This window comes from Brachybacterium massiliense (assembly GCF_900184245.1).
Classification (GTDB): Bacteria; Actinomycetota; Actinomycetes; order Actinomycetales; family Dermabacteraceae; genus Brachybacterium; species Brachybacterium massiliense.
In genome coordinates this window covers 195,821-216,577 of the sequence record NZ_FXXB01000008.1, presented here as the reverse complement: position 1 = coordinate 216,577, position 20,757 = coordinate 195,821, and the positions used below count along the sequence as shown (strand labels likewise).

Sequence of the window (20,757 nt, the reverse complement as noted above, 5' to 3'; positions counted from 1 at the left end):
GCTCAGAAGACCGGGCGGCCGCCCGTCACGCCGAGCACGGTGCCGGAGACGTAGCTCGCCTCGGCGGGGCTGGCCAGGAACACGAACGCCCCCGCCACCTCCGACGGCTGCCCGGCGCGTCCCAGCGGCGTGTTGGCCCCGAACTCGACGTAGTCCTCGCTCACCCGGGTCGCCACGTTCAGCGGCGTCCAGATCGGTCCGGGCGCCACGGCGTTCACCCGGATGCCTCGCGGCCCGAGATCGGAGGCGAGGTTGACCGTGACGTTGTTGATCGCGGCCTTCGTGGCGGCGTAGTCCATCAGCGGGACCGAGGGATCGTAGCTCTGGATCGAGGAGCAGTTGATCACGCTCGCTCCCTCCCCCAGGTGGCGCGCCGCCTCCTGGGTGATCCAGAACAGCGCCTCGAGGTTCGTGGTCAGCGTGCGGTGCAGGCGGGCGGACTCGATGCCGTCCAGACCTGCGGGCTCCGCACGTCCCCACTGGAAGGCCGCGTTGTTGACCAGGATGTCCAGCCCGCCCAGTTCCTCGACCGTCCGTGTCACCAGCGAGCGGGCCAGCTGCTCGTCGCGGATGTCCCCGGGCAGCAACAGGGCGCGCCGGCCGGCCTCCTCGATCCAGTGCCGGGTCTGCTCGGCATCCTCCTGCTCCTCGGGGAGATAGGAGATCGCGACGTCGGCGCCCTCCCGGGCGTAGGCGATCGCGACCGCGCGCCCGATGCCCGAGTCCCCGCCGGTGATCAGGGCGGTCAGCCCCTCCAGGCGGCCGTGCCCGACATAGCTGCGCTCGCCGTGGTCGGGCACCGGCTCCATCGGCGCGGTCAGGCCGGGCGGCTGCTGGTCCTGCTCGGGGAAGGCGGGCTCTCCGTCCCGCGTGGAGAGGTCTCGGGCCGCCTGCGCGACCTCCGGGGACAGGGTGCTCGGCGTGGGTGCGGGCTCGCTCATCTCAGCTCCTTCATGGCCGACGTGACCGTTTCACGATATGGCCTGCGGGCGCCGTGCCGCCGTGATCCGTACGAACGGTCGGCGGCACGGCGCCCGAGGGCCGCATGGTGCGCGGGTCAGCCCTTCACACCGCCCGCGGCGGCGAAGCCCTGGCCGAGGGTGCGGCCCAGGAACAGGTACAGCACCACCACCGGGATCGAGTAGAAGATCGAGAAGGCGGCGAGCTGGCCGTAGGCGACCTGCCCGTACTGGGAGGAGAACGTGTACAGCGTCACCGCTGCGGGCAGGTTCTCCGGGCTGAGCAGGAGCATGAAGGGGACGAAGAAGTTCCCCCACATGGTCACGAAGGTGAAGATCGTGGCGACGGCCAGGCCCGAGCGCATCAGCGGCAGCACCACCGACCACAGGGCCCGCAGCACCCCCGCCCCCTCGGTCCAGGCCGACTCCTCGATCTCCACCGGAACACCGTCCATGAACCCCTTCGCCGGTGACCGCGTCCTTGGACGCCTCGGCGATGTCGTCCCAGTGCTCGAAGCCCTCCACCAGGTCCGTGATCGGCTGGAGGTATCCCGCGCCCACGTCCAAGAGCAGGATGAAGGAGTCCTCGTAGACCAGATCCGGGCTCGTGCGGGGAGAGCTCATCAGCAGCTCGTTCTTGGTGAAGTAGTCGTTCTCCGAGGCCACGATCGGCACCAGCTCGACCACGAGCTCGGGGTGCTCGGCGGAGAACTCCTGGGCGGCGGTGGAGATCCACTCCTGCTTGATCGTGCCGGAGCCGAACTGCTGGAAGGCGATCCGGATGGTGCCCGGGTTCCGGGATCCTCCGCTGTCGGCCTCGGCGAGTCGGCAGAAAGTGAGGTCAGAGCGCCGACCGTCGGGTCCGAGCCCTGCCCACCGCCTGGGCCCGCTCCGCGTCGGCGTAGCGCATGCCTGCGGGCACCTGCGCGAGCTCGAACCAGGAGGTGGCGCGCGGCAGCAGACGCACGTCCTGCCACGGGATCTCGAAGTCCTCCGAGCGCCACAGCGTCAGCCCCACCTCATCGCGCCGACCGGCCGCGACCATGACCAGGCGCCGCAGCCGCGAGAGCGGATGGGGGTCCGCGCGGGCGGCCTCGGGGATCGAGACGACGCCCCCGAGGTCCAGCGGCCAGACCGTCTCCCCCCAGTGCAGGGCGGCGTCCTCGGCGGGTCCGGCGATCACGGCAGGCGGTCGCAGATCCGCGGCGGTGACGGTCGTGGGGGCGAGCGGGGTGCCCCTCTCGAGCACCTCGGGCTGCACCCAGGCGCCAGGGAGCAGCACCTGCTCCCCCACCCGGACATCCACCAGGAGGGCGTCGGCGAAGGGCTGCAGGGGCCGGCTGAGAGCTCCCGCGCGCGCCATGTCCCGGCGCGGCGCGGCGATCACGCGCACCTCGGCGCTGTCGCCGGGGGCGTCGCTCAGAGCGATCCGCACCCTGGTGCCGGGAAGGGGATCGGGGCGCCTCATCGCCGGAAGCGCGCCTCGGGCCGGTCCTCGAGGGCGAGCGCCAGCTGTGCGGTGAAGCGTTCGTTCATCGGAGGCGGGGCTTCGAGGGGGAACCAGCGCGCCTCGGTGTTCTCGCCGTCGGCCGGATAGGGCGCCGCATCGTCCTGCGCCTCGCACAGGAAGCACAGGTCGAGGTACTGGGCATGGTCGCCGTTGGGGTGCACCACGGGCGGGAGGCTGCGCACCTCGAGCAGGCGCAGCGGGGTGCAGTCGATGCCCGCCTCCTCGGCGACCTCGCGCACCGCCGCCTGGGCGGGCTGCTCACCGGGATCGATGATCCCGGTGACGGGGGTCCAGGTGCCGTTGTCGCTGCGACGCACCGCGAGGACCCTGCGCCGCGAACGGTCCATGACCACGGCGGAGACGCCGGGCATCCACAGCAGGTCGTGCCCGATGCGCTCGCGGAGGGAGAGGACGAAGTCGGGGGCGGTGATCGCTGCTCCTCGGTGCGGGACGGACGTGTCGGGGAGGTGGGGCGTCAGCCGCCCATCAGGAACGGCAGGGTGGCCGCGCCGAAGATGATCACCATGAACACCACGTACACGATCAGGAACAAGATGATCAGGGCGAACGTCACCCAGAAGATGATCCAACCCACCTTGTTCATCTTCTGCGCCATGTGCGGATCGGAGTCCAGCTGCACCAGGGCGATGATGCCGAAGATGGCCGGGACCGTGCCGCCGCACAGGAACCCGACGACGATCAGGAGTATGGCGCTGGTCTGGAGCGAGCCGCGGTCCTTCAGCGGTGCCTGGGGTTGATAGCTCATCATTCCGGGATCCTTGTCGCTCGATCGGTGGGAGAAGTCAGTCCCTCAGCGGGCGACCGTGCGCATCGCGCTCGAAGGCCTGTGCCTTGGCGAGCACCATGATGCCCTCGACCAGGCCCCACCAGGCACCGAAGCCGCAGGTGAGCACCGTGACGGCGATCTGGATGATGCCGATCGTGGTGTACCCCAGCAGGAAGCGGTGCACGCCGAAGCCGCCGAGGAAGATGCCGAGCAGGCCGACGACGAGCCGGCTCTGCGGCTCTCCCGCAGGAGCTGTCGCACCCTCGGCATAGGGCTGCTGACCGGCGCTGGGCTGGCCGTAGGCGGCGCCGTCCTGGGCGTAGGGGTCGGAGGCCGAGGGGCCGGAGCCCGGCGCCGGGGACCAGGCCTGCTGGCCCGGGCCGTACGGGTCCGAGGCTGAGTTCACCGAGGGCTGGCCGTAGGGATCCGGCTGGCCGAAGGGGGCCTGCCCGGTGGCGGGCTGCTGACCGTACGGATCCTGCTGGCCGTAGGCGTCCTGTGCGCCGGGCGGCTGGGCCCACGGGTCCTGCTGCGGCTGCGCGTAGGGGTCCTGCGGGGCGCCGTTCTCGTGGCCCTGGGGGTTCCAGGAGCCGTTGTCACCGGGAGTACTCATGGACCCCACGATACGTCGTCGCAAGGGGCCCTCGCACCTTGGGCGCTGCGCGTCTCAGCGGCGCCGCTTCTCCCGGATCCGCACCCCGATCACGATCGGGGAACCGGGGAAGTCGAAGTCCTCGCGCAGGCGGCGCTCGATGAAGCGGCGATACCCGTGCTCGAGGAATCCGCTGGCGAAGATGACGAAGCGCGGCGGACGGGTGCGGGCCTGCGTCGCGAACAGGATCCGGGGCTGCTTGCCGCCGCGCACGGGATGCGGATGGGCGGCGACCAGCTGGCCCAGGAAGGCGTTCAGGCGCCCGGTGGCGATGCGCCGGTCCCAGGACTCCAGCGCCGTCTCGAGCGCTGGCACGAGCTTGTCGGCATGACGGCCCGTCTGCGCGGAGATGTTCACCCGCGGAGCCCAGGCGACGTGGCCGAGGTCCCGCTCGATCTCGCGCTCGAGGGCCTTGTGGCGCTCCTCGTCCAGCAGGTCCCACTTGTTGAAGGCCAGCACGAGGGCTCGCCCGGACTCGAGCACCATGTCGATGATCTTCAGGTCCTGGGTCGAGATCGGCTCGGAGGCTTCGAGCAGCACCACCGCCACCTCGGCGCGGTCCAGCGCCGCACGGGTGCGCAGGGAGGCGTAGTAGTCCGCGCCCTGGGACTGGAGCACGCGGCGACGGATCCCGGCGGTGTCCACGAAGGTCCATTCGCGACCTCCCAGGGTGATCTTCTCGTCCACGGGATCGCGGGTGGTGCCGGCGACCTCGTCGACCACCACGCGCCGCTCCCCCGCCAGGCGGTTCAGCAGCGAGGACTTGCCCACGTTGGGCCGGCCCACCAGGGCCACCCGGCGCGGACCGTGGTCCGCGGGGGCGCCGCGCCCCTCCTCCGGCATCGCCGCGAGCACGGCGTCCAGCAGGTCGCCGGAGCCGCGGCCGTGGAGCGCGGAGACCGGGAACGGCTCGCCCAGGCCGAGGTTCCACAGGGCCGCGGCCTCGAGCTCGCCGCGCTGGTCGTCGACCTTGTTGGCGACCAGCACGATCGGCACCTTCGACTTGCGCAGCACCTTGAGCAGCTGCTCGTCGGTGGTGGTGATGCCGACGTTCGCATCGACCACGAACATCACCACGTCCGCGAGCGAGACGGCCACCTCGGCCTGCTCGGCGACGCGGTAGGCGATCCCCTGGACGCGATCCTCCCAGCCGCCGGTGTCCACCAGCCAGAAGTCCTTGCCGGTCCACTCGGCCTCGTAGAAGACGCGGTCGCGGGTCACGCCTGGACGGTCCTCGACCACGGCCTCGCGACGGCCCAGGATGCGGTTGACGAGCGTGGACTTCCCGACGTTGGGGCGGCCGACCACCGCGACGACGGGCAGATTGCGCTGGACCTCGGGCAGGAGCTCCTCGCTCTCCTCCCCGGTCAGCAGCGCCAGGTCCTCGTCGTCGAGCTGGTAGTCGCGCAGGCCCGCACGCAGCGCGGCCTCGATCTCCTCGTCGGTGGGGCCGCCGTCGGAATCCGACGACGGCGCGGCCGCGCGCGCGGGAGCGGCATAGGGCTCGGCCTCGCCGTGCTCGGCCTCCTCCTGGGCGGTCTCCGCCGCGGCGACCAGCATCAGGATCGACTCGACGACCTCGGGGATGCTCAGACCGGTCGTGTCGACGGTCTCGACGCCCTCGGCGGCGGTGAGGAACTCCGAGACGGTCGAGTCGTCACGGTCGCGGCGCAGCACCTGATCGGCCATGCGCCGGCGGGTCTCCTCGGTGTCCTCGAGCTGGAGCTCGGCGGCGCGGCGACGCATCCGCTCCTCGTCGGAGGCGATGAGCAGCACGCGCACCTGCGCGTCGGGGGCCACCACCGTGGTGATGTCGCGTCCCTCGGCCACGCAGAAGCCGCGCTCGGCGGCGGTGGCGTGCAGCAGCTCGCGCTGGCGCTCCTGGAGGATCGCGCGCACCAGCGTGTTGGTGGCGACGGCCGAGACCTGCTGCGAGATCCGCTCGGTGCGGATCTCGGAGGTGATGTCGGTGCCGGAGACGACCACGGTCGCGCCGGCAGGGTCGGTGCCGAGCTCGAGGTCCAGCTGCTCGGCGACCTGCGCGACGGCCTCACGGTCGGTGAGATCGACGCCGCGGTCCAGGCAGTACCAGGCGACAGCGCGGTACATCGCCCCGGTATCGAGGATGCCGCCCTCGAGCGCCTCGGCCAGGAGCCGGGAGACGGTGGACTTGCCCGATCCGGCGGGCCCGTCGATCGCGATGGCGATGCCCGGGCCGGTGCTCTCCGGGGAGGTGGGGTCGTGCGGCGCGCTGGTGTGCATCCGGCAAGGATACGGGGGTTTCAGGACTCCGCGACGGTCCAGCCCCTCGCGGAGAGCTCCCGGGTGAGCAGCTCCTCACGGGAGGCGTCCACGGACAGGTGCCCGAGGCCCACCTGGCGGCCGTAGTTGTGCTCGAGACGGAAGTCCTCGAGGTTCACCCCGATCTCGCCCATCTCGGTGAACAGGCGCCCGAGCTCACCGGGACGGTCGGGCACCAGCACGGTGACGGTCGCGAAGGCGTCCGAGGCGCCGCCGTGCTTGCCGGGGATGCGGCGCACGCCCCGGTTGCCGTCGCTGATCAGCTCCGCGAGGGCACGCCTCGAACCGACGGCGGGGTCAGGATCCCCGGGCATCGTCGCGAGCGCCGCCAGGACGTCGTCCATGCGCTCGCGCACGCCCTCGAGCACCGCGGTCACCGCCGCGGCGTTGGCGCCGAGGATCTCGACCCACAGCCGCGGATCGGAATCCGCGATGCGGGTGGTGTCGCGCAGTCCCTGACCCGCGAGCGCGAGGGCGCGCTCGTCAGGATCCAGCAGCGTGGTGGCCAGCAGGCTCGAGAGCACCTGGGGGACGTGGGAGACATGGGCGACGGCGGTGTCGTGCTCGGCGGCGGGCAGCACCACCGGCACGGAGCCGATCGCGGTGGCGATCCCCTGCAGCAGGGCCACTGCCTCGGGATCGGTGGTGGCGTGCGGGACCACCACGAAGGGGCGGCCGCGGAAGAGGTCTCCGCGTGCGGCGATCACGCCCGAGATCTCCCGTCCCGCCATCGGGTGGGCGCCGATGTAGCGGGTGAGCATCTCGGGGTCGACGGCGCGGGCGACGCCGTCGAGCACGATCCCCTTGACGCTCGCGGCATCGGTGACCAGCGCATTCGGCCAGGTGCGCAGCGCCTCCGCGATCAGCTGGGCGGCGGCGTCCGGGGGCGCTGCGACGATCACCAACTCGGGATCGGGGTCGCCGGGTGCGGGGACGCGGCCCACGCCGAGCTCGACGGCGAGGGCGGTGGTGCCCGGGGAGATGTCCTGGACCTGTACGTCCGCGCCCGCGGCGCCGAGCGCCATCCCGAGCGATCCGCCGATCAGGCCGGTGCCGATGATCCGCACCGTCGCGGGCACGAGACCGCTCACAGCCCGAGCTCCGACATCAGGGTGCCGAGCTCGCGGTCGGTGAGCTCACGGGTGCCGCCGGGCTCGAGATCATCCAGCAGCACCGGGCCGATGCGGGTGCGCATCAGCGAGGTCAGCTCGAAGCCCTGGGAGGCGAACATGCGCCGCACGATCCGGTTGCGGCCCTCGTGGAGGGTCACCTCGACCACGGCCTCATGGCCGTCCTGCGCGAGCACACGGGCACGGTCCGCGCGGGCGGGTCCGTCCTCGAGCTCGACCCCTTCGCGCAGCGCCTTGACCAGACCGCGGGGAGGGCCGCCGGGCGCGTCGAAGCGGCATACGTAGGTCTTCTCGACCTGGAAGCTGGGGTGGGTGAGGCGGTGGGCGAGCTCGCCGTCGTTGGTCAGCAGCAGCAGGCCCTCGGTCTCGTAGTCCAGGCGTCCCACGTGGTAGAGCCGGTGCGGGTAGCGCTCGGCGAACTCGGTGAGATCACGCCTGCCCTCCGGATCGCTCATCGCGGAGACCACCTTGCGCGGCTTGTTCAGCACGACGGTCAGCTTGCTCTCGTCCAGCTGGAGGCGGCGACCGTCCACATGCACCACCTGGGTGCCCACGTCGATGCGGATCCCCTGCTCCTGGACCACCTCGCCGTCCACGCGGACGCGGCCGGAGGAGATCAGCGTCTCGCAGGCCCGGCGAGAGCCGAAGCCGGCACGGGCGAGCACCTTCTGCAGGCGCTCTCCGTCCTCACGGTGGAGGTCCGGGCCGTCCTCGTCCTGAGGTGCAGGGGCGAGAGGCCTGCCCGTCCCGTCCCGCAGCCGCACCTGCTTCGGCGGGGTGAAGGCGCTGCGTCGACGCTGCGGGCGACCGCCCCCGCTCCGGCGGCCGCCGGAGGATCCTGCGCCGGCGCGCGCAGAGCCCGTCACGCCGCGGCGCCGCGGGAGATGAGCTCCCGGGCGAGCTGGCGGTAGGCCTCGGCGCCCTTGGTGGAGGAGGCGAAGGAGATGATCGGCTCGGCCGCGACGGAGGCGTCGGGAAACTTCACCGTGCGGTTGATGGTGGTGTGGAAGACCTTGTCGGGGAAGGCGCCCACCACGCGCTGGCACACCTCGCGGGCGTGCAGGGTGCGCGGATCGAACATCGTGATGAGGATGCCGTCGAGCTCGAGGCGCGGGTTGATCCGGTCCTGGACCTTCTCGATCGTCTCCACCAGCAGCGCCACGCCGCGCAGCGCGAAGTACTCCGCCTCGAGCGGGATGATCACGCCGTGGCTGGCCGCGAGGGCGTTGACGGTCAGCAGTCCCAGCGAGGGCTGGCAGTCGATGAGGATCACGTCGTACTCGTCCGCGACCGGTCGCAGCACACGGGCCAGCGCCATCTCGCGGGCGACCTCGTTGACGAGCGTGACCTCCGCGGCGGAGAGGTCGATGTTGGCGGGCAGGACGTCGAGGTTCTCCGTCGGCGTCTCCTGGATGACCTCGTGGACGTCGTGGCCGCGCTCCATCAGCAGGTTGTAGACGGTCACGTCGAGCTCGTACGGGTTCACCCCCGAGCCGGCGCTGAGCGCGCCCTGCGGGTCCAGGTCCACCAGCAGCACCTTGCGGCCCAGCTCCGCGAGGGCCGCGCCGAGGTTGATGACGCTGGTGGTCTTCCCGACCCCGCCCTTCTGGTTCACCATCGAGATGATCCGTGCCGGGCCGTGGGAGTCGAGCGGTGCCGGCTCCGGGAGCTCCGGCATCGGTCGGCCGGTCGGGCCGAGATCGATGTCCAGCTGCTGGGAGGAGGTCGGGCTCACGTCGGTGTCCTGTCGTCGGAGTCGTGGTCGGGGTGGGGCGGGGGACGTCCCGCGCAGGACCGGAGGATCCTCGCGGCGCGCGGGGCGTCGGCCGCACCTGCGCCGTCATCATCTCGCACAGGACGCCCCCCGCGGGGCCGGTCTGTGCGGGGACGTCGCGCCGCACAAGTCTAAGCCCCTCACCGGGCCCGAGGGTGGGCACCGGCGTGGGTCTCGCGCAGGGTGTCCACGGTGACCTGCGTGTACAGCTGGGTGGTGGTCACCGAGGCGTGACCCAGCAGCTCCTGCACGGAGCGCACATCCGCTCCGCCGTGCAGCAGGTGGGTGGCATAGGAGTGACGCAGCGTGTGCGGGCTGACGGGTTCGGGCAGGTCGGTGAGCTCGGCCGCCTCGGCGGCACCGGCGACCACCTGCCAGGCGGCCTGGCGGGTCAGCCGGGTGCCGCGGGAGCCCAGGAACACCGCCGGGGTGCCGCTCCCCCGCGCGGCGAGCGTCGGCCGTCCCCGGGTCAGGTAGGCCTCGAGAGCCTCGAGCGCGAAGCGGCCCACGGGTACTGCGCGGTGCTTGTCGCCCTTGCCGCGCAGCACGGCGGCGCGCTCGGCCTGGTCGATGTCGTCGATGTCCAGTCCGGTCGCCTCGGAGATGCGGGCGCCGAGCCCGTAGAGCACCTCGAGCAGTGCACGGTCGCGCAGCGCCCGCTCGGTCGCGTCCCGGCCGGTGCCGGGTCGACCGGCGGCGTCGATGAGCGCCTCGACCTGGTCGATGCTCAACGGATGCGGGAGGCGTCTGGGCAGCGCCGGGGGCTGGACCAGTCGGGAGGGGTCGCCCGTGCTCGAGGCGCGTTCGGCGTCCAGGAAGGAGTGCAGTCCTCGCACTGCGGCGAGGGAGCGGGCGGCCGAGGCGGCGGAGAGGGCGCTGCCTCCGTCGGCACCGGTGCGCAACTCCTGCAGCCAGGCGCCGAGCTGCTCCGGATCCACGGCGGAGGGATCGATGTCCCGGCGCGCGAGATCGGCGAGATAGCGGGTGAGGTCGCGGCGGTAGGCCCCGAGGGTGTTCTCCGCGAGCCCCCGCTCGATGCGCAGATGGCTGAGGTACTGCTCGAGGATCCTGCGGTCACCGGGGCGCAGCGGTGCCTGCTCGTGCGACCGCGGATCGCCCGGCGTCACAGGGTGACGAAGGGATCGATCGCGAGGGCGACGAACAGGACCGTCAGATAGGTGATCGAGCCGTGGAACACGGTCATCGGGCCCAGCGCCTTGCCGCTCAGACCGCGGCGCACACGCAGCGCATAGCGGATCACCAGCCAGCCGAACCACAGACCGGAGGCCACGGCGGCGACGCCGTACACCCAGCCGGTCGCGCCCAGCGGGATGATCGCGAGGCTCGAGGCGATCATCAGCGCGGTGTGCATGATCATCTGGCGCGCGACCGACATCCGCGAAGCGACCACCGGCAGCATCGGCACGCCCGCGGCGGCGTAGTCCTTGGAGAACTTCTCGGCCAGCGGCCAGTAGTGCGGCGGGGTCCAGAAGAAGATCACCAGGAACAGCAGCACCGCAGTCCACGAGACGGTGCCGGTCACGGCCGACCAGCCGATCAGCACCGGCATGCAGCCGGCCACCCCACCCCAGACGATGTTCTGGCTGGTGCGGCGCTTGAGCAGCATCGTGTAGAAGACGACGTAGAGCAGGATCGCACCGACGGCGAGTGCGGCGGACGCCCAGTTCACCAGCAGGCCGAGCCACAGCGCCGAGACGATCGAGATGGTGATGCCGAAGATCAGCGCAGCACGCGGGGAGACGGCCCCCGAGGGGATCGGCCGGTTGCGGGTGCGCTTCATCTTCGAGTCGATGTCGCGCTCGAGGTACATGTTCAGCGTGTTCGCGCCGCCGGCGGCGAGATAGCCGCCGATCATGGTGTTCAGGATCAGCCACAGCGAGGGGAACCCGCCTGCGGCGAGGAACATGGTGGGGATCGTGGTGATCAGCAGCAGCTCGATGATCCGCGGCTTGGTCAGCGCCACGTAGCTGCCGATCACGGAGCGTGCCGAGCGGGGGGCCCGCCCACCGCCCTGGTGTGCGTCCTGGACCGAAGCTCCCTGGGTGGCGGTCACCGCCCACCGTCCTTCCTCCTGAGCGCGACACAGCGGCCGCGTGAACCACGCCAGTCTAGGTGCTGAGGGCGCTCGTCGGCACCATGCGCGGAGGTGAGAACCCGCACCGTGTCGCGCCCGTGCGTGCGCACCGGCAACAGGCTGGACGGACGAGCGTCGCCGGGCACGGCACGACTAAGGTGGTCCCGTCGCCCCGCGCCGGGCTCCCGCATGTTCTCGGACATGCCGGTCACCGCGCGTCGGGGTTCGTCGATCCGCGCGGCCGGGATGGCCGCACTCCGGTGAAAGGTTGCACTGCACATGACCGAGAACTTCAAGGCCCCCGAGGGCTGGACCGAGCTGGACGCGCGCGCGGTCGACACCGCCCGCGTCCTCGCCGTGGACGCCGTCGAGAAGGTGGGCAACGGCCACCCCGGCACGGCCGTGAGCCTCGCCCCGGCCGCGTACCTGCTCTACCAGGACCTCATGCGCCATGACCCGACCGATCCGACCTGGATCGGCCGTGACCGCTTCGTGCTCTCCGCCGGGCACTCCAGCCTCACCCAGTACATCCAGCTGTTCCTCGGCGGCTTCGGCCTCGAGAAGAAGGACATCGAGGAGCTGCGCACCTGGGGCTCCAAGACCCCGGGCCACCCCGAGAACTTCGTGACCGACGGCGTCGAGATCACCACCGGCCCCCTCGGCCAGGGCATCTCCTCCGCGGTCGGCTTCGCCATGGCCCAGCGCCGCGAGCGCGGCCTGCTCGACCCCGAGGCCGCACCGGGCACCAGCCCCTTCGACCACTTCACCTACGTGATCGCCTCCGACGGTGACCTGCAGGAGGGCGTCAGCAGCGAGGCCAGCTCGCTGGCCGGCACCCAGCAGCTGGGCAACCTGATCGTGCTGTGGGACGACAACGAGATCTCCATCGAGGGCGACACCTCGATCGCGTTCACCGAGGACACCGCCGCGCGCTACGAGTCCTACGGCTGGGACGTGCGCACCGTGGACTGGACCCAGGGCGGCACGGAGTACAAGGAGGACGTCGCCCAGCTCAAGGCCGAGATCCTCGAGGCGCAGAAGGTCACCGACAAGCCGACCTTCATCCGCCTGCGCACCGTGATCGGCTGGCCGATCCCGGAGCTGGCCGGAAGCCACACCGTCCACGGCGCCAAGCTCGGCCCCGAGGGTGTCGCGGGTCTGAAGAAGGCCGTCGGCTTCGACCCGGAGCAGCAGTTCCAGGTCGACGAGGACGTCCTCGCCCACACCCGCGGCCTCGCAGAGCGCGCCGCCGCCGCGAAGGCCGAGTGGGACAAGGGCTACCAGGCATGGCGCTCCGCCAACCCGGAGGCGGCGGCGCTGCTGGACCGCCTGAGCGCCCGCGAGCTGCCCGAGGGCTTCGCCGAGGCGTTCCCCACCTTCGAGGCCGATGAGAAGGGCCTGGCCACCCGCGCCGCCTCCGGCAAGGTCCTCGAGGCCCTCGCCCCGGTCATGCCCGAGCTGTGGGGCGGCTCCGCCGACCTCGCCGGCTCGAACAACACCACCATGAAGGGCGAGCCCTCCTTCCTCCCGAAGGAGATCAGCTCCTCCGAGTTCAGCGGCGACGTCTACGGCCGCACGCTGCACTTCGGCATCCGCGAGCACGGCATGGGCGCGATCCTCTCGGGCATCTCGCTGCACGGGCTCACCCGCCCCTACGGCGGCACCTTCTTCCAGTTCGCCGACTACATGCGCGGCGCGGTACGCCTCGCCTCGCTGATGAAGGTGCCCGCGACCTACGTGTGGACCCACGACTCCATCGGCCTGGGCGAGGACGGCCCCACGCACCAGCCGGTCGAGCACCTCGCCGCCTACCGCGCGATCCCGAACCTCTCGATCGTGCGCCCGGCGGACGCCAACGAGACGGCGCAGGCCTGGAAGGCGCTGCTGGAGCGGGACAACGGCCCCGTCGGCCTGATCCTGAGCCGTCAGGCGATGCCCACCTTCGACCGCACCGAGTACGCAGGTGCGGAGAACCTCGTCAAGGGCGGCTACATCATGAAGGAGGCCTCGGCGGAGCCGCAGGTGATCCTCATCGCCACCGGCTCCGAGGTGCAGTACGCGGCCGAGGCGCAGAAGCAGCTCGAGGCCGCCGGCACCCCCACCCGCCTGGTCTCCATGCCGTCGGTGGAGTGGTTCGACGAGCAGGACGAGGAGTACCGCGAGTCGGTGCTGCCCTCCTCGGTCGCCGCGCGCGTCACCGTCGAGGCCGGTATCGCGATGCCGTGGCACCGCTTCCTCGGCACCCACGGCCGTGCGGTCTCGCTCGAGCACTACGGCGCCTCCGCCGATGCGAAGACCCTCTTCAAGGAGTTCGGCTTCACGGCCGAGGCCGTGGTCGAGGCCGCGAAGGCGTCCCTCGCCTCCGCCGGAGCCTGATCGGTCGCGGGGGCGGGTCCGCATGGCCCCGCCCCCGCACCGCACCGCCGCTCCCTCTGCCCTCTCCCTGCTCCGGGAAGAGAGAACGGCCCCGTCGCGTTGATCCCGACGACCTCAGTTCGACACAGGGCGCTCGGCGCCCGGAAGGAACGGACATGACTCAGAACACCCGCACGCAGGCCCTCTCCGACGCCGGGGTCTCCATCTGGCTCGACGATCTCTCCCGCGGCCGCCTGCAGACCGGCAACCTCGCCGAGCTGATCGCCTCCCGCAACATCGTGGGCGTGACCACGAACCCCTCGATCTTCCAGGCCGCGATCTCCGGCTCGGACGAGTACGACGCCGACATCACCCGCCTCGCCGGCGAGGGCAGGAGCGTCGACGAGGTCATCGAGGTGCTCACCACCGACGACGTGCGCGCCGCCGCCGACCTGTTCGCCGACGTGCACAGCGCCTCCGGAGGCTTCGACGGCCGCGTGAGCATCGAGGTGGATCCCCGCCTCGCGCACCAGACCGAGAAGACCATCGAGCAGGCGCAGCACCTCCACCAGGTCGTGGGCCGCGAGAACGTGATGATCAAGATCCCCGCCACCGAGGAGGGCCTGCCGGCCATCTCCGCGGTGATCGCCGAGGGCATCAGCGTCAACGTCACCCTGATCTTCTCCGTGGACCGCTACCGGGCCGTCATCGACGCCTACCTCGCCGGTCTCGAGCAGGCCGCGACGGCCGGCAGGGACCTCTCGAAGATCCACTCGGTCGCCTCGTTCTTCGTCTCCCGCGTGGACGCCGAGATCGACGGCCGGCTCGAGAAGCTCGGCGGCGAGGAGGCGCTGGCACTGCGCGGCCAGGCCGGTGTCGCCAACGCCCAGGCCGCCTTCGGCACCTACCTCGAGGCCTTCGGCTCCGAGCGCTTCGCGGCGCTCAAGGCCCAGGGCGCGAACGTGCAGCGTGCGCTGTGGGCGTCCACCGGGGTGAAGAACCCCGACTACCCGGACACCCTCTACGTCGACAACCTGGTCGCCGACCCGACGGTGAACACCATGCCCGAGAAGACTCTCGACGCCGCCGCGGACCACTCCGCGCCGAAGGCCGCACTGGACGCCGAGGCCGCCGCCGCGGGCGCGGCGACGCTCGAGCGCGTCGCCGCCGCCGGCGTGGACCTCCCCGCGGTCTTCGCGCTGCTCGAGCGCGAGGGCGTGGAGAAGTTCGAGAAGGCGTGGAACGAGCTGATCGCCACCGTCTCGACCTCCGTCGAGGCCGCCCGCGCCTGATTCACCGAGGAGCACGGCCGCGCCGCTGTGGCGGGCCGTGCTCCTCCGTTCCGTGTCCGAGAAAGGACGAACGTGACCGACTCCCCCACTCCCCTCGCCGGGACCGACGCGCCGAACCCGCTGCGCGACCCGCGCGACCGTCGACTCCCCCTGATCGCGGGCCCCAGCTCCATGGTGATGTTCGGCGTCACCGGCGATCTCGCCCGCAAGAAGCTGCTGCCGGCGATCTACGACCTCACCCATCGCGGGCTGCTGCCCCCGAGCTTCGGGCTGGTCGGCTTCGGCCGCCGTGACTGGTCCGACGACGACTTCGCCGAGTACGTGCGCAAGTCCGTCTCCGAGCATTCCCGCACCGGCTTCGACGAGAGCGTCTTCGAGCAGCTGCGCGGCGGTCTGCGCTTCGTCACCGGCACCTTCGATGACACCGCCGCCTTCGAGAAGCTCACCGAGGTGGTCGGCGAGCTCGACCGCACCCGCGGCACCGGCGGCAACCACGCCTTCTACCTCTCCATCCCGCCGGACGCCTTCCCGAAGGTGTGCGGCCAGCTCGCGAACTCGGGGCTGAACACTCCCCGGGACGGCTCCTGGCGCCGCGTGGTGATCGAGAAGCCCTTCGGCCACGATCTCGAGTCCGCCCGCGAGCTCAACGACGTGGTCGAGAAGGTGTTCCGTCCCGAGGACGTCTTCCGCATCGACCACTACCTGGGCAAGGAGACGGTGCAGAACATCCTCGCGCTGCGCTTCTCCAACCAGCTGTTCGAGCCGATCTGGAACGCCAACTACGTCGACCACGTGCAGATCACGATGGCCGAGGACATCGGCATCGGCTCCCGCGCCGGGTACTACGACGGCATCGGCACCGCCCGTGACGTGATCCAGAACCACCTGCTGCAGCTGCTCGCGCTCACCGCGATGGAGGAGCCGGTCACCTTCCGCGCCTCCGATCTGCGGGCCGAGAAGGAGAAGGTGCTCGCCGCCGTCGAGCTGCCCGAGGATCTCTCCGCGCACACCGCCCGCGGCCAGTACGTGGGCGGCTGGCAGGGCGGCGAGGAGGTGCGCCCGTACATCGAGGAGGACGGCATCCCCGCCGACTCCACCACCGAGACCTTCGCCGCGATGAGGCTGGACATCGCCACCCGTCGCTGGGCGGGCGTGCCGTTCTACCTGCGCGCGGGCAAGCGCCTGGGCCGGCGGGTCACCGAGATCGCCGTGGTGTTCAAGCGTGCACCCTTCCTGCCGTTCCGCTCGACGGACACCGCGGACCTGGGACAGAACGCGATCGTGATCCGCGTCCAGCCGGACGAGGGCGTGACCATGCGCTTCGGCTCCAAGGTGCCCGGCACCCAGATGGAGGTGAGGGACGTGACCATGGACTTCGCCTACGGCATGAACTTCACCGAGGAGTCCCCTGAGGCCTACGAGCGTCTGATCCTGGACATGCTGCTCGGCGACCCGCCGCTGTTCCCCCGGCAGAAGGAGGTCGAGCTGTCCTGGCAGATCCTCGACCCCATCACCGAGCACTGGGCACAGCACCTGGACCCGTCCCCGTACCGCCCCGGCACCTGGGGCCCCGATACCGCGCACGAGATGCTCGCCCGTGACGGGCGTACCTGGAGGCGACCGTGATCACCACCCTGACCGACACCACCGCATCGGCGATCGACAAGCAGATGATCGAGATGCGGGAGACCTTCGGTGCCAACACCATCGGGCGGGTCCTGACGCTGATCATCATTGCCACCGGCGACATCGAGGAGCCCCTCGAGGCGGCGATCGCCGCGAGCCACGAGCACCCCGCACGGGTGATCGTGGTCGACGCGGACCCCGAGGCGGACAGCTCCGGCCTCGACGCGGAGATCCGCGTGGGCCGCGATGCCGGCGCCGGCGAGATCGTGATCCTGCATGCTCGCGGCGACGTGCTGTGGGCGCTGGACACCCTGGTGATGGCCCTGCTGCTGCCCGATGCGCCGATCGTGACCTGGTGGCCGGAGAACGCGCCCGGCTCCCCCGTCCACGACGTGCTGGGCTCGATGTCCCAGCGCCGCATCACCGACTCCGCCGCCTGCGCGGATCCGCTGGCGACCCTGAAGCGTCTGCGCCGCGGCTACGCCAGCGGCGACTCGGACTTCGCCTGGGCGCGACTGACCCGCTGGCGCGGGCTGGTCGCGAGCGCCTACGAGGTCCCTCCGATCTCGACCCCCACCAGGATCGAGGTCTCCGGCACCGTCGACAACCCCTCCGTGGCCCTGATGGCCGGGTGGCTCGAGCACACCCTCGGCGTCGAGGCCGAGGTGCTGGCGCCGCCGGCCGACGACAGCGACTTCGCGGGCGTGCACAGCGTGCGCCTGGTCCGCACCGACGGCACGATCGACCTCACCCGGGTCGATGACGCCTCGATCGTCATGAAGCTGCCGGGCGACAACACCGGCCAACACGTCACGATGCCGCGCCGCACCCTGGCCGAGCTCCTCACCGAGGAGCTGCGCCGACTGGATCCCGATGAGGTGTACGGCGAGGTCCTCGCCACCACGTACAGCAGCATCTCCGATGCCGCGACCTTCGCCGACGGCAAGCCCGAGCCCACCGATCTGGTGGTCTCCGACGCGGAGGCGGTCGCCGCCGCGGCCGCCGAGGCCAGCGCCCAGCAGCTCGCCGCAGCCCTCGAGGAGCGCGCACTGGCGCACCTCGTGCTCACCGGCGGCACCGTCGGCACGAAGACCGCGGCGGCGCTGCCCGACGCGCTCGAGAAGGCCGGCGTGGACGTCACCCGGGTGCACCTGTGGTGGGGCGATGAGCGCTTCGTCGGCCCCGACTCCGAGGAGCGCAACGAAGTGGGTGTGCGCGCCACGCTGCTCGAGCCGCTGCAGCGCGCCGGCATGCCCGTGCGCAACATCCACGTGATGCCCTCCCCCGCCGACGGCATGTCCCTGGACGAGGCCGCCGCCTGGTACGGGCAGCAGCTGGACCAGATGGGCGGCGACGAGCCGTTCCGCACCCGCGGCCGGGCGTTCTTCGACGTGCTGATGCTGGGCGTGGGTCCGGACGGCCACGTCGCCTCGCTGTTCCCCGAGCATCGGGACCAGCGTCAAGTGGGCGCGAGCGCCTGCGCGGTCACCGACTCGCCCAAGCCGCCGCCCGAGCGGATCTCGCTGACCTGGCCGGTGCTGAACTCGGCCCGCCATGTGGCGCTGCTGGTCGCCGGCGAGGAGAAGGCCGGTGCCGTGCGGGACGGGCACGAGGGGATCGATCCCTGGGCGGTCCCGGCCTCCGCCGTGCGCGGTCTGGAGTCGACCACCTGGTTCCTGGACGAGGCTGCTGCAGGGCGCTCCGCAGGGGCCTGAGCCGCTCGCCGCCGCACAGCAGAAGGGCCGGTCACCTGAGGGTGACCGGCCCTTCTGACGCGCTCAGCGCCGTCGGCGCGCGCGAGAGATCAGAGGAAGCGCTCGACGATGCCGAGTCCCACGGCGCACGCCGCCCAGAGCACCGCCGCGCCGACGGTGATGCGGTTCAGGTTCCGCTCGGCCACGCCCGAGGCGCTGGCCGAGGAGGAGACGCCGCCGCCGAACATGTCCGACAGGCCGCCTCCACGTCCCTTGTGCAGCAGCACGAGCATGATCGTGAGCAGGCCGAGGACGGCCAGCGCGATCTGGAGGACGAGCTTCAGCAGGGGCAGATCCACGAGGGCAGACACCTTCCACGGAGTTCGGAGTACCGAGCAAGCATACGCCACGGGCCGGGTCCGCTCCGGACCCGGCCCGTGTGGTGCGTGGTACGTCGCTGTCAGCAGCGCAGGACCCGCTGAGCTCCTACCGCTCGCACGCTCGCAGCACGTCGCTCAGCAGTGCTTGACTCGCTGCGCTCCTACCGCTCGCACGCTCGCAGCACGTCGCTCAGCTGGGCTGATCAGCCCTGGAAGCCCGCGATCTTGGCGAACTCCTCGGCCTTGAGCGAGGCGCCGCCGACGAGCGCGCCGTCGACGTCGGCCTTGCCCATCAGCTCGACCACGTTCGAGGACTTCACACTGCCGCCGTAGAGCACGCGCACGGCGTCGGCGACCTCGTCGCCGTGGGCGGTGCGCAGCGCCTCACGGATCGCGGCGCAGACCTCCTGCGCATCGTCCGCGCTGGCGACCTCGCCGGTGCCGATCGCCCAGACGGGCTCGTAGGCGATGACGATCTGTTTCGCCTGTGCGGCGTCCAGACCCTCGATGCCGCCCTCGAGCTGCGCGAGGGTGTAGGCGACGTGGGTGCCGGCCTGACGCTCCTCGAGCGGCTCGCCGATGCAGAGGATCGGGGTGAGGTCCGCGGCGAAGGCGGCGCGCACCTTCGCGTTGGTGACCTGCTCGTCCTCGCCGTGGTACTGACGGCGCTCCGAGTGGCCGACGGCCACGTAGCTGCAGCCCAGGGCCTTCAGCATCGGGCCGGAGACCTCACCGGTGTACGCGCCGGACTCGTGCGCGGAGAGGTCCTGCGCGCCGTAGGCGATGGGCAGCTTGCCGGAGTCGACCGCGACCTGGACGGTGCGCAGGTCCACGAACGGGGGCAGCACGACGGTCTCGACGATCGAGGTGTCGACGTCCTTGAGCTGCTCGCCGAGCTCCTCGACCAGGGCCAGGCCCTGCTTCCAGTCGAGGTTCATCTTCCAGTTGCCCGCCATCAGCGGGGTACGGGTGCTCACTTGCTGTCCTCCTCGAGGATCGAGATTCCCGGCAGTTCCTTGCCCTCGATGAGCTCGAGGCTCGCACCACCGCCGGTCGAGATGTGCGAGAAGAGGGATTCGTCGAAGCCGAGCGTACGCACCGCGGCGGCGGAGTCTCCACCGCCGACGACGGTGTACCCGTCGGCCTTCGAGAGGTCCTCGGCCACGGACGTGGTGCCCTTGGCGAAGCTCTCGAACTCGAACACGCCCATCGGTCCGTTCCAGAACACGGTCGCGGCATCGGCGATCTTCTCGCCGAACAGCTTCGCCGTCTCCGGGCCGATGTCCATGCCCTCCTGGTCGGCGGGCATCTGGTCGACCGCGACCACGGTGGCCGGGGCGTCAGCGGCGAAGTCGGGTGCGACCACAGTGTCCACGGGCAGCACCAGCTCGACGCCGTTCGCCTCCGCGCGCTCCATGTACTCGCGCACCACGTCGAGCTTGCTCTCGTCCAGCAGCGAGCGGCCGATCTCCAGGCCCTTGGCCTTCTGGAAGGTGTAGGCCATGCCGCCGCCGATCAGGATGCGGTCGGCCTTGTCCAGCAGGCTGTCGATCACGCCGAGCTTGTCCGCGATCTTCGCACCGCCCAGGACCACCACGAAGGGGCGCTCCGGGGAGTCGGTGACCTTGCGCAGCGACTCGACCTCGCCGAGCACCAGTGCGCCCGCGGCCGCCGGCAGCAGGGTCGCGAGCTCGTAGACCGAGGCCTGCTTGCGGTGGACGACGCCGAAGCCGTCGGAGACGAAGGCATCCCCGAGGGCGGCGAGCTCACGGGCGAAGGCGAGGCGCTCCTCGTCCTGCTTCGAGGTCTCCCCCGGGTTGAAGCGCAGGTTCTCGAGCACGGCGACCTGGCCGTCGGCGAGACCGGCGACGACCTCCTGGGCGGAGGGGCCGACGGTGTCGGTCGCGAAGGCGACCTCCTGGCCCAGCAGCTCGCCGAGACGGCCGACGACGGGCTTCAGGGAGTACTTCTCCTCGGGGGCGCCCTTGGGGCGGCCGAGGTGGGAGATCACGGCGACCCGTGCGCCGGCCTCGACCAGGCGCGTCAGGGTCGGGAGGGCGGCGCGGATGCGGCCGTCGTCGGTGATCGTGGTGCCATCCAGCGGGACGTTCAGATCAGCTCGGACGAGCACGCGCCTGCCGCGCAGCTCGCCGAGCGAGTCGATGGTCTTCAGCACTGTGGTGCTCCTTCGTGGTCTGGTGG

Annotated in this window: 18 protein-coding genes and 1 pseudogene; 4 read left to right on the top strand and 15 right to left on the bottom strand. The window is 71.3% G+C overall.

Going from position 1 to position 20,757, the window contains the following annotated elements; all coding sequences use genetic code 11:
* Positions 1 to 2 precede the first annotated feature (2 nt).
* The 12 genes and pseudogenes from BN4251_RS10940 to BN4251_RS10880 form a co-directional block, all read right to left on the bottom strand.
* Positions 3 to 941 (bottom strand): SDR family oxidoreductase, encoded by a 939-nt coding sequence (locus tag BN4251_RS10940; RefSeq protein WP_087485144.1) that lies wholly within the window; start codon positions 939 to 941, stop codon positions 3 to 5.
* 116 nt (positions 942 to 1,057) lie between these two features.
* Positions 1,058 to 1,423: pseudogene (locus BN4251_RS10935) on the bottom strand (carbohydrate ABC transporter permease); the annotation flags it as partial.
* Positions 1,424 to 1,800: 377 nt separating this feature from the next.
* A complete protein-coding gene (locus BN4251_RS10925) occupies positions 1,801 to 2,427 on the bottom strand; it encodes a hypothetical protein (RefSeq protein ID WP_087485143.1) in 627 nt (208 codons plus the stop codon).
* Positions 2,424 to 2,840, bottom strand: coding sequence for an NUDIX domain-containing protein (locus tag BN4251_RS10920; RefSeq protein ID WP_212647612.1), 417 nt, complete (start codon positions 2,838 to 2,840; stop codon positions 2,424 to 2,426). The genes BN4251_RS10925 and BN4251_RS10920 overlap by 4 nt, the downstream gene beginning before the upstream one ends.
* A gap of 104 nt (positions 2,841 to 2,944) precedes the next feature.
* Complete coding sequence (locus BN4251_RS10915; RefSeq protein WP_245810301.1) at positions 2,945 to 3,238, bottom strand: hypothetical protein; 294 nt, start codon at positions 3,236 to 3,238, stop codon at positions 2,945 to 2,947.
* Positions 3,239 to 3,272: 34 nt separating this feature from the next.
* Positions 3,273 to 3,869: a TM2 domain-containing protein gene (locus BN4251_RS10910; protein ID WP_087485142.1), complete on the bottom strand. Its 597-nt coding sequence runs from the start codon at positions 3,867 to 3,869 to the stop codon at positions 3,273 to 3,275.
* A 54-nt stretch (positions 3,870 to 3,923) separates the two neighbouring features.
* A complete protein-coding gene (der, locus tag BN4251_RS10905) occupies positions 3,924 to 6,170 on the bottom strand; it encodes a bifunctional cytidylate kinase/GTPase Der (RefSeq protein ID WP_087485141.1) in 2,247 nt (748 codons plus the stop codon).
* Between the two features lie 20 nt (positions 6,171 to 6,190).
* Positions 6,191 to 7,300 carry a prephenate dehydrogenase gene (locus tag BN4251_RS10900; protein ID WP_087485140.1) on the bottom strand — a complete coding sequence of 370 codons (1,110 nt, stop codon included), beginning with the start codon at positions 7,298 to 7,300 and terminating at the stop codon, positions 6,191 to 6,193.
* Positions 7,297 to 8,205: a pseudouridine synthase gene (locus tag BN4251_RS10895; protein ID WP_087485139.1), complete on the bottom strand. Its 909-nt coding sequence runs from the start codon at positions 8,203 to 8,205 to the stop codon at positions 7,297 to 7,299. The genes BN4251_RS10900 and BN4251_RS10895 overlap by 4 nt, the downstream gene beginning before the upstream one ends.
* Positions 8,202 to 9,074 carry a ParA family protein gene (locus BN4251_RS10890; RefSeq protein WP_087485138.1) on the bottom strand — a complete coding sequence of 291 codons (873 nt, stop codon included), beginning with the start codon at positions 9,072 to 9,074 and terminating at the stop codon, positions 8,202 to 8,204. The genes BN4251_RS10895 and BN4251_RS10890 overlap by 4 nt, the downstream gene beginning before the upstream one ends.
* A gap of 179 nt (positions 9,075 to 9,253) precedes the next feature.
* Positions 9,254 to 10,240: a tyrosine recombinase gene (locus BN4251_RS10885; RefSeq protein WP_087485137.1), complete on the bottom strand. Its 987-nt coding sequence runs from the start codon at positions 10,238 to 10,240 to the stop codon at positions 9,254 to 9,256.
* Entirely contained in the window at positions 10,237 to 11,187 is a 951-nt protein-coding gene (locus tag BN4251_RS10880; protein ID WP_087485136.1) for a heme o synthase, read from the bottom strand. The genes BN4251_RS10885 and BN4251_RS10880 overlap by 4 nt, the downstream gene beginning before the upstream one ends.
* A gap of 300 nt (positions 11,188 to 11,487) precedes the next feature.
* Here BN4251_RS10880 and tkt point away from each other — a divergent pair, with 300 nt between their 5' ends.
* The 4 genes from tkt (at position 11,488) to pgl (ending at position 18,196) form a co-directional block, all read left to right on the top strand.
* On the top strand, positions 11,488 to 13,584 hold the full coding sequence (gene tkt, locus BN4251_RS10875; protein WP_087485135.1) for a transketolase: 2,097 nt from the start codon (positions 11,488 to 11,490) through the stop codon (positions 13,582 to 13,584).
* 155 nt (positions 13,585 to 13,739) lie between these two features.
* The gene (tal, locus tag BN4251_RS10870) at positions 13,740 to 14,855 is read left to right on the top strand and encodes a transaldolase (protein ID WP_087485134.1); all 1,116 of its coding nucleotides are present in this window, start codon (positions 13,740 to 13,742) and stop codon (positions 14,853 to 14,855) included.
* A 72-nt stretch (positions 14,856 to 14,927) separates the two neighbouring features.
* Positions 14,928 to 16,481 (top strand): glucose-6-phosphate dehydrogenase, encoded by a 1,554-nt coding sequence (gene zwf / locus BN4251_RS10865; RefSeq protein ID WP_087485133.1) that lies wholly within the window; start codon positions 14,928 to 14,930, stop codon positions 16,479 to 16,481.
* Complete coding sequence (pgl, locus tag BN4251_RS10860) at positions 16,478 to 18,196, top strand: 6-phosphogluconolactonase (RefSeq protein WP_087485132.1); 1,719 nt, start codon at positions 16,478 to 16,480, stop codon at positions 18,194 to 18,196. Before zwf ends, pgl begins: the two co-directional genes overlap by 4 nt.
* Before the next feature lie 89 nt (positions 18,197 to 18,285).
* Here the strand turns inward: pgl and secG are convergent, their stop codons facing one another.
* From secG to BN4251_RS10845, 3 genes are all read right to left on the bottom strand, one after another.
* Positions 18,286 to 18,528: a preprotein translocase subunit SecG gene (secG, locus tag BN4251_RS10855; protein WP_170932023.1), complete on the bottom strand. Its 243-nt coding sequence runs from the start codon at positions 18,526 to 18,528 to the stop codon at positions 18,286 to 18,288.
* Between the two features lie 230 nt (positions 18,529 to 18,758).
* On the bottom strand, positions 18,759 to 19,532 hold the full coding sequence (gene tpiA, locus BN4251_RS10850) for a triose-phosphate isomerase (protein ID WP_087485130.1): 774 nt from the start codon (positions 19,530 to 19,532) through the stop codon (positions 18,759 to 18,761).
* Positions 19,529 to 20,731: a phosphoglycerate kinase gene (locus BN4251_RS10845; RefSeq protein WP_087485129.1), complete on the bottom strand. Its 1,203-nt coding sequence runs from the start codon at positions 20,729 to 20,731 to the stop codon at positions 19,529 to 19,531. The genes tpiA and BN4251_RS10845 overlap by 4 nt, the downstream gene beginning before the upstream one ends.
* Positions 20,732 to 20,757: the final 26 nt, after the last annotated feature.

Excerpts from the sequence above, each read along its gene's own strand:
- der (WP_087485141.1), bottom strand. The coding sequence starts at position 6,170 with ATGCACACCAGCGCGCCGCACGACCCCACCTCCCCGGAGAGCACCGGC.
- BN4251_RS10925 (WP_087485143.1), bottom strand. The coding sequence starts at position 2,427 with ATGAGGCGCCCCGATCCCCTTCCCGGCACCAGGGTGCGGATCGCTCTG.
- BN4251_RS10920 (WP_212647612.1), bottom strand. The coding sequence starts at position 2,840 with ATGCCCGGCGTCTCCGCCGTGGTCATGGACCGTTCGCGGCGCAGGGTC.
- BN4251_RS10915 (WP_245810301.1), bottom strand. The coding sequence starts at position 3,238 with ATGATGAGCTATCAACCCCAGGCACCGCTGAAGGACCGCGGCTCGCTC.
- BN4251_RS10940 (WP_087485144.1), bottom strand. The coding sequence starts at position 941 with ATGAGCGAGCCCGCACCCACGCCGAGCACCCTGTCCCCGGAGGTCGCG.
- tal (WP_087485134.1), top strand. The coding sequence starts at position 13,740 with ATGACTCAGAACACCCGCACGCAGGCCCTCTCCGACGCCGGGGTCTCC.
- tkt (WP_087485135.1), top strand. The coding sequence starts at position 11,488 with ATGACCGAGAACTTCAAGGCCCCCGAGGGCTGGACCGAGCTGGACGCG.
- BN4251_RS10910 (WP_087485142.1), bottom strand. The coding sequence starts at position 3,869 with ATGAGTACTCCCGGTGACAACGGCTCCTGGAACCCCCAGGGCCACGAG.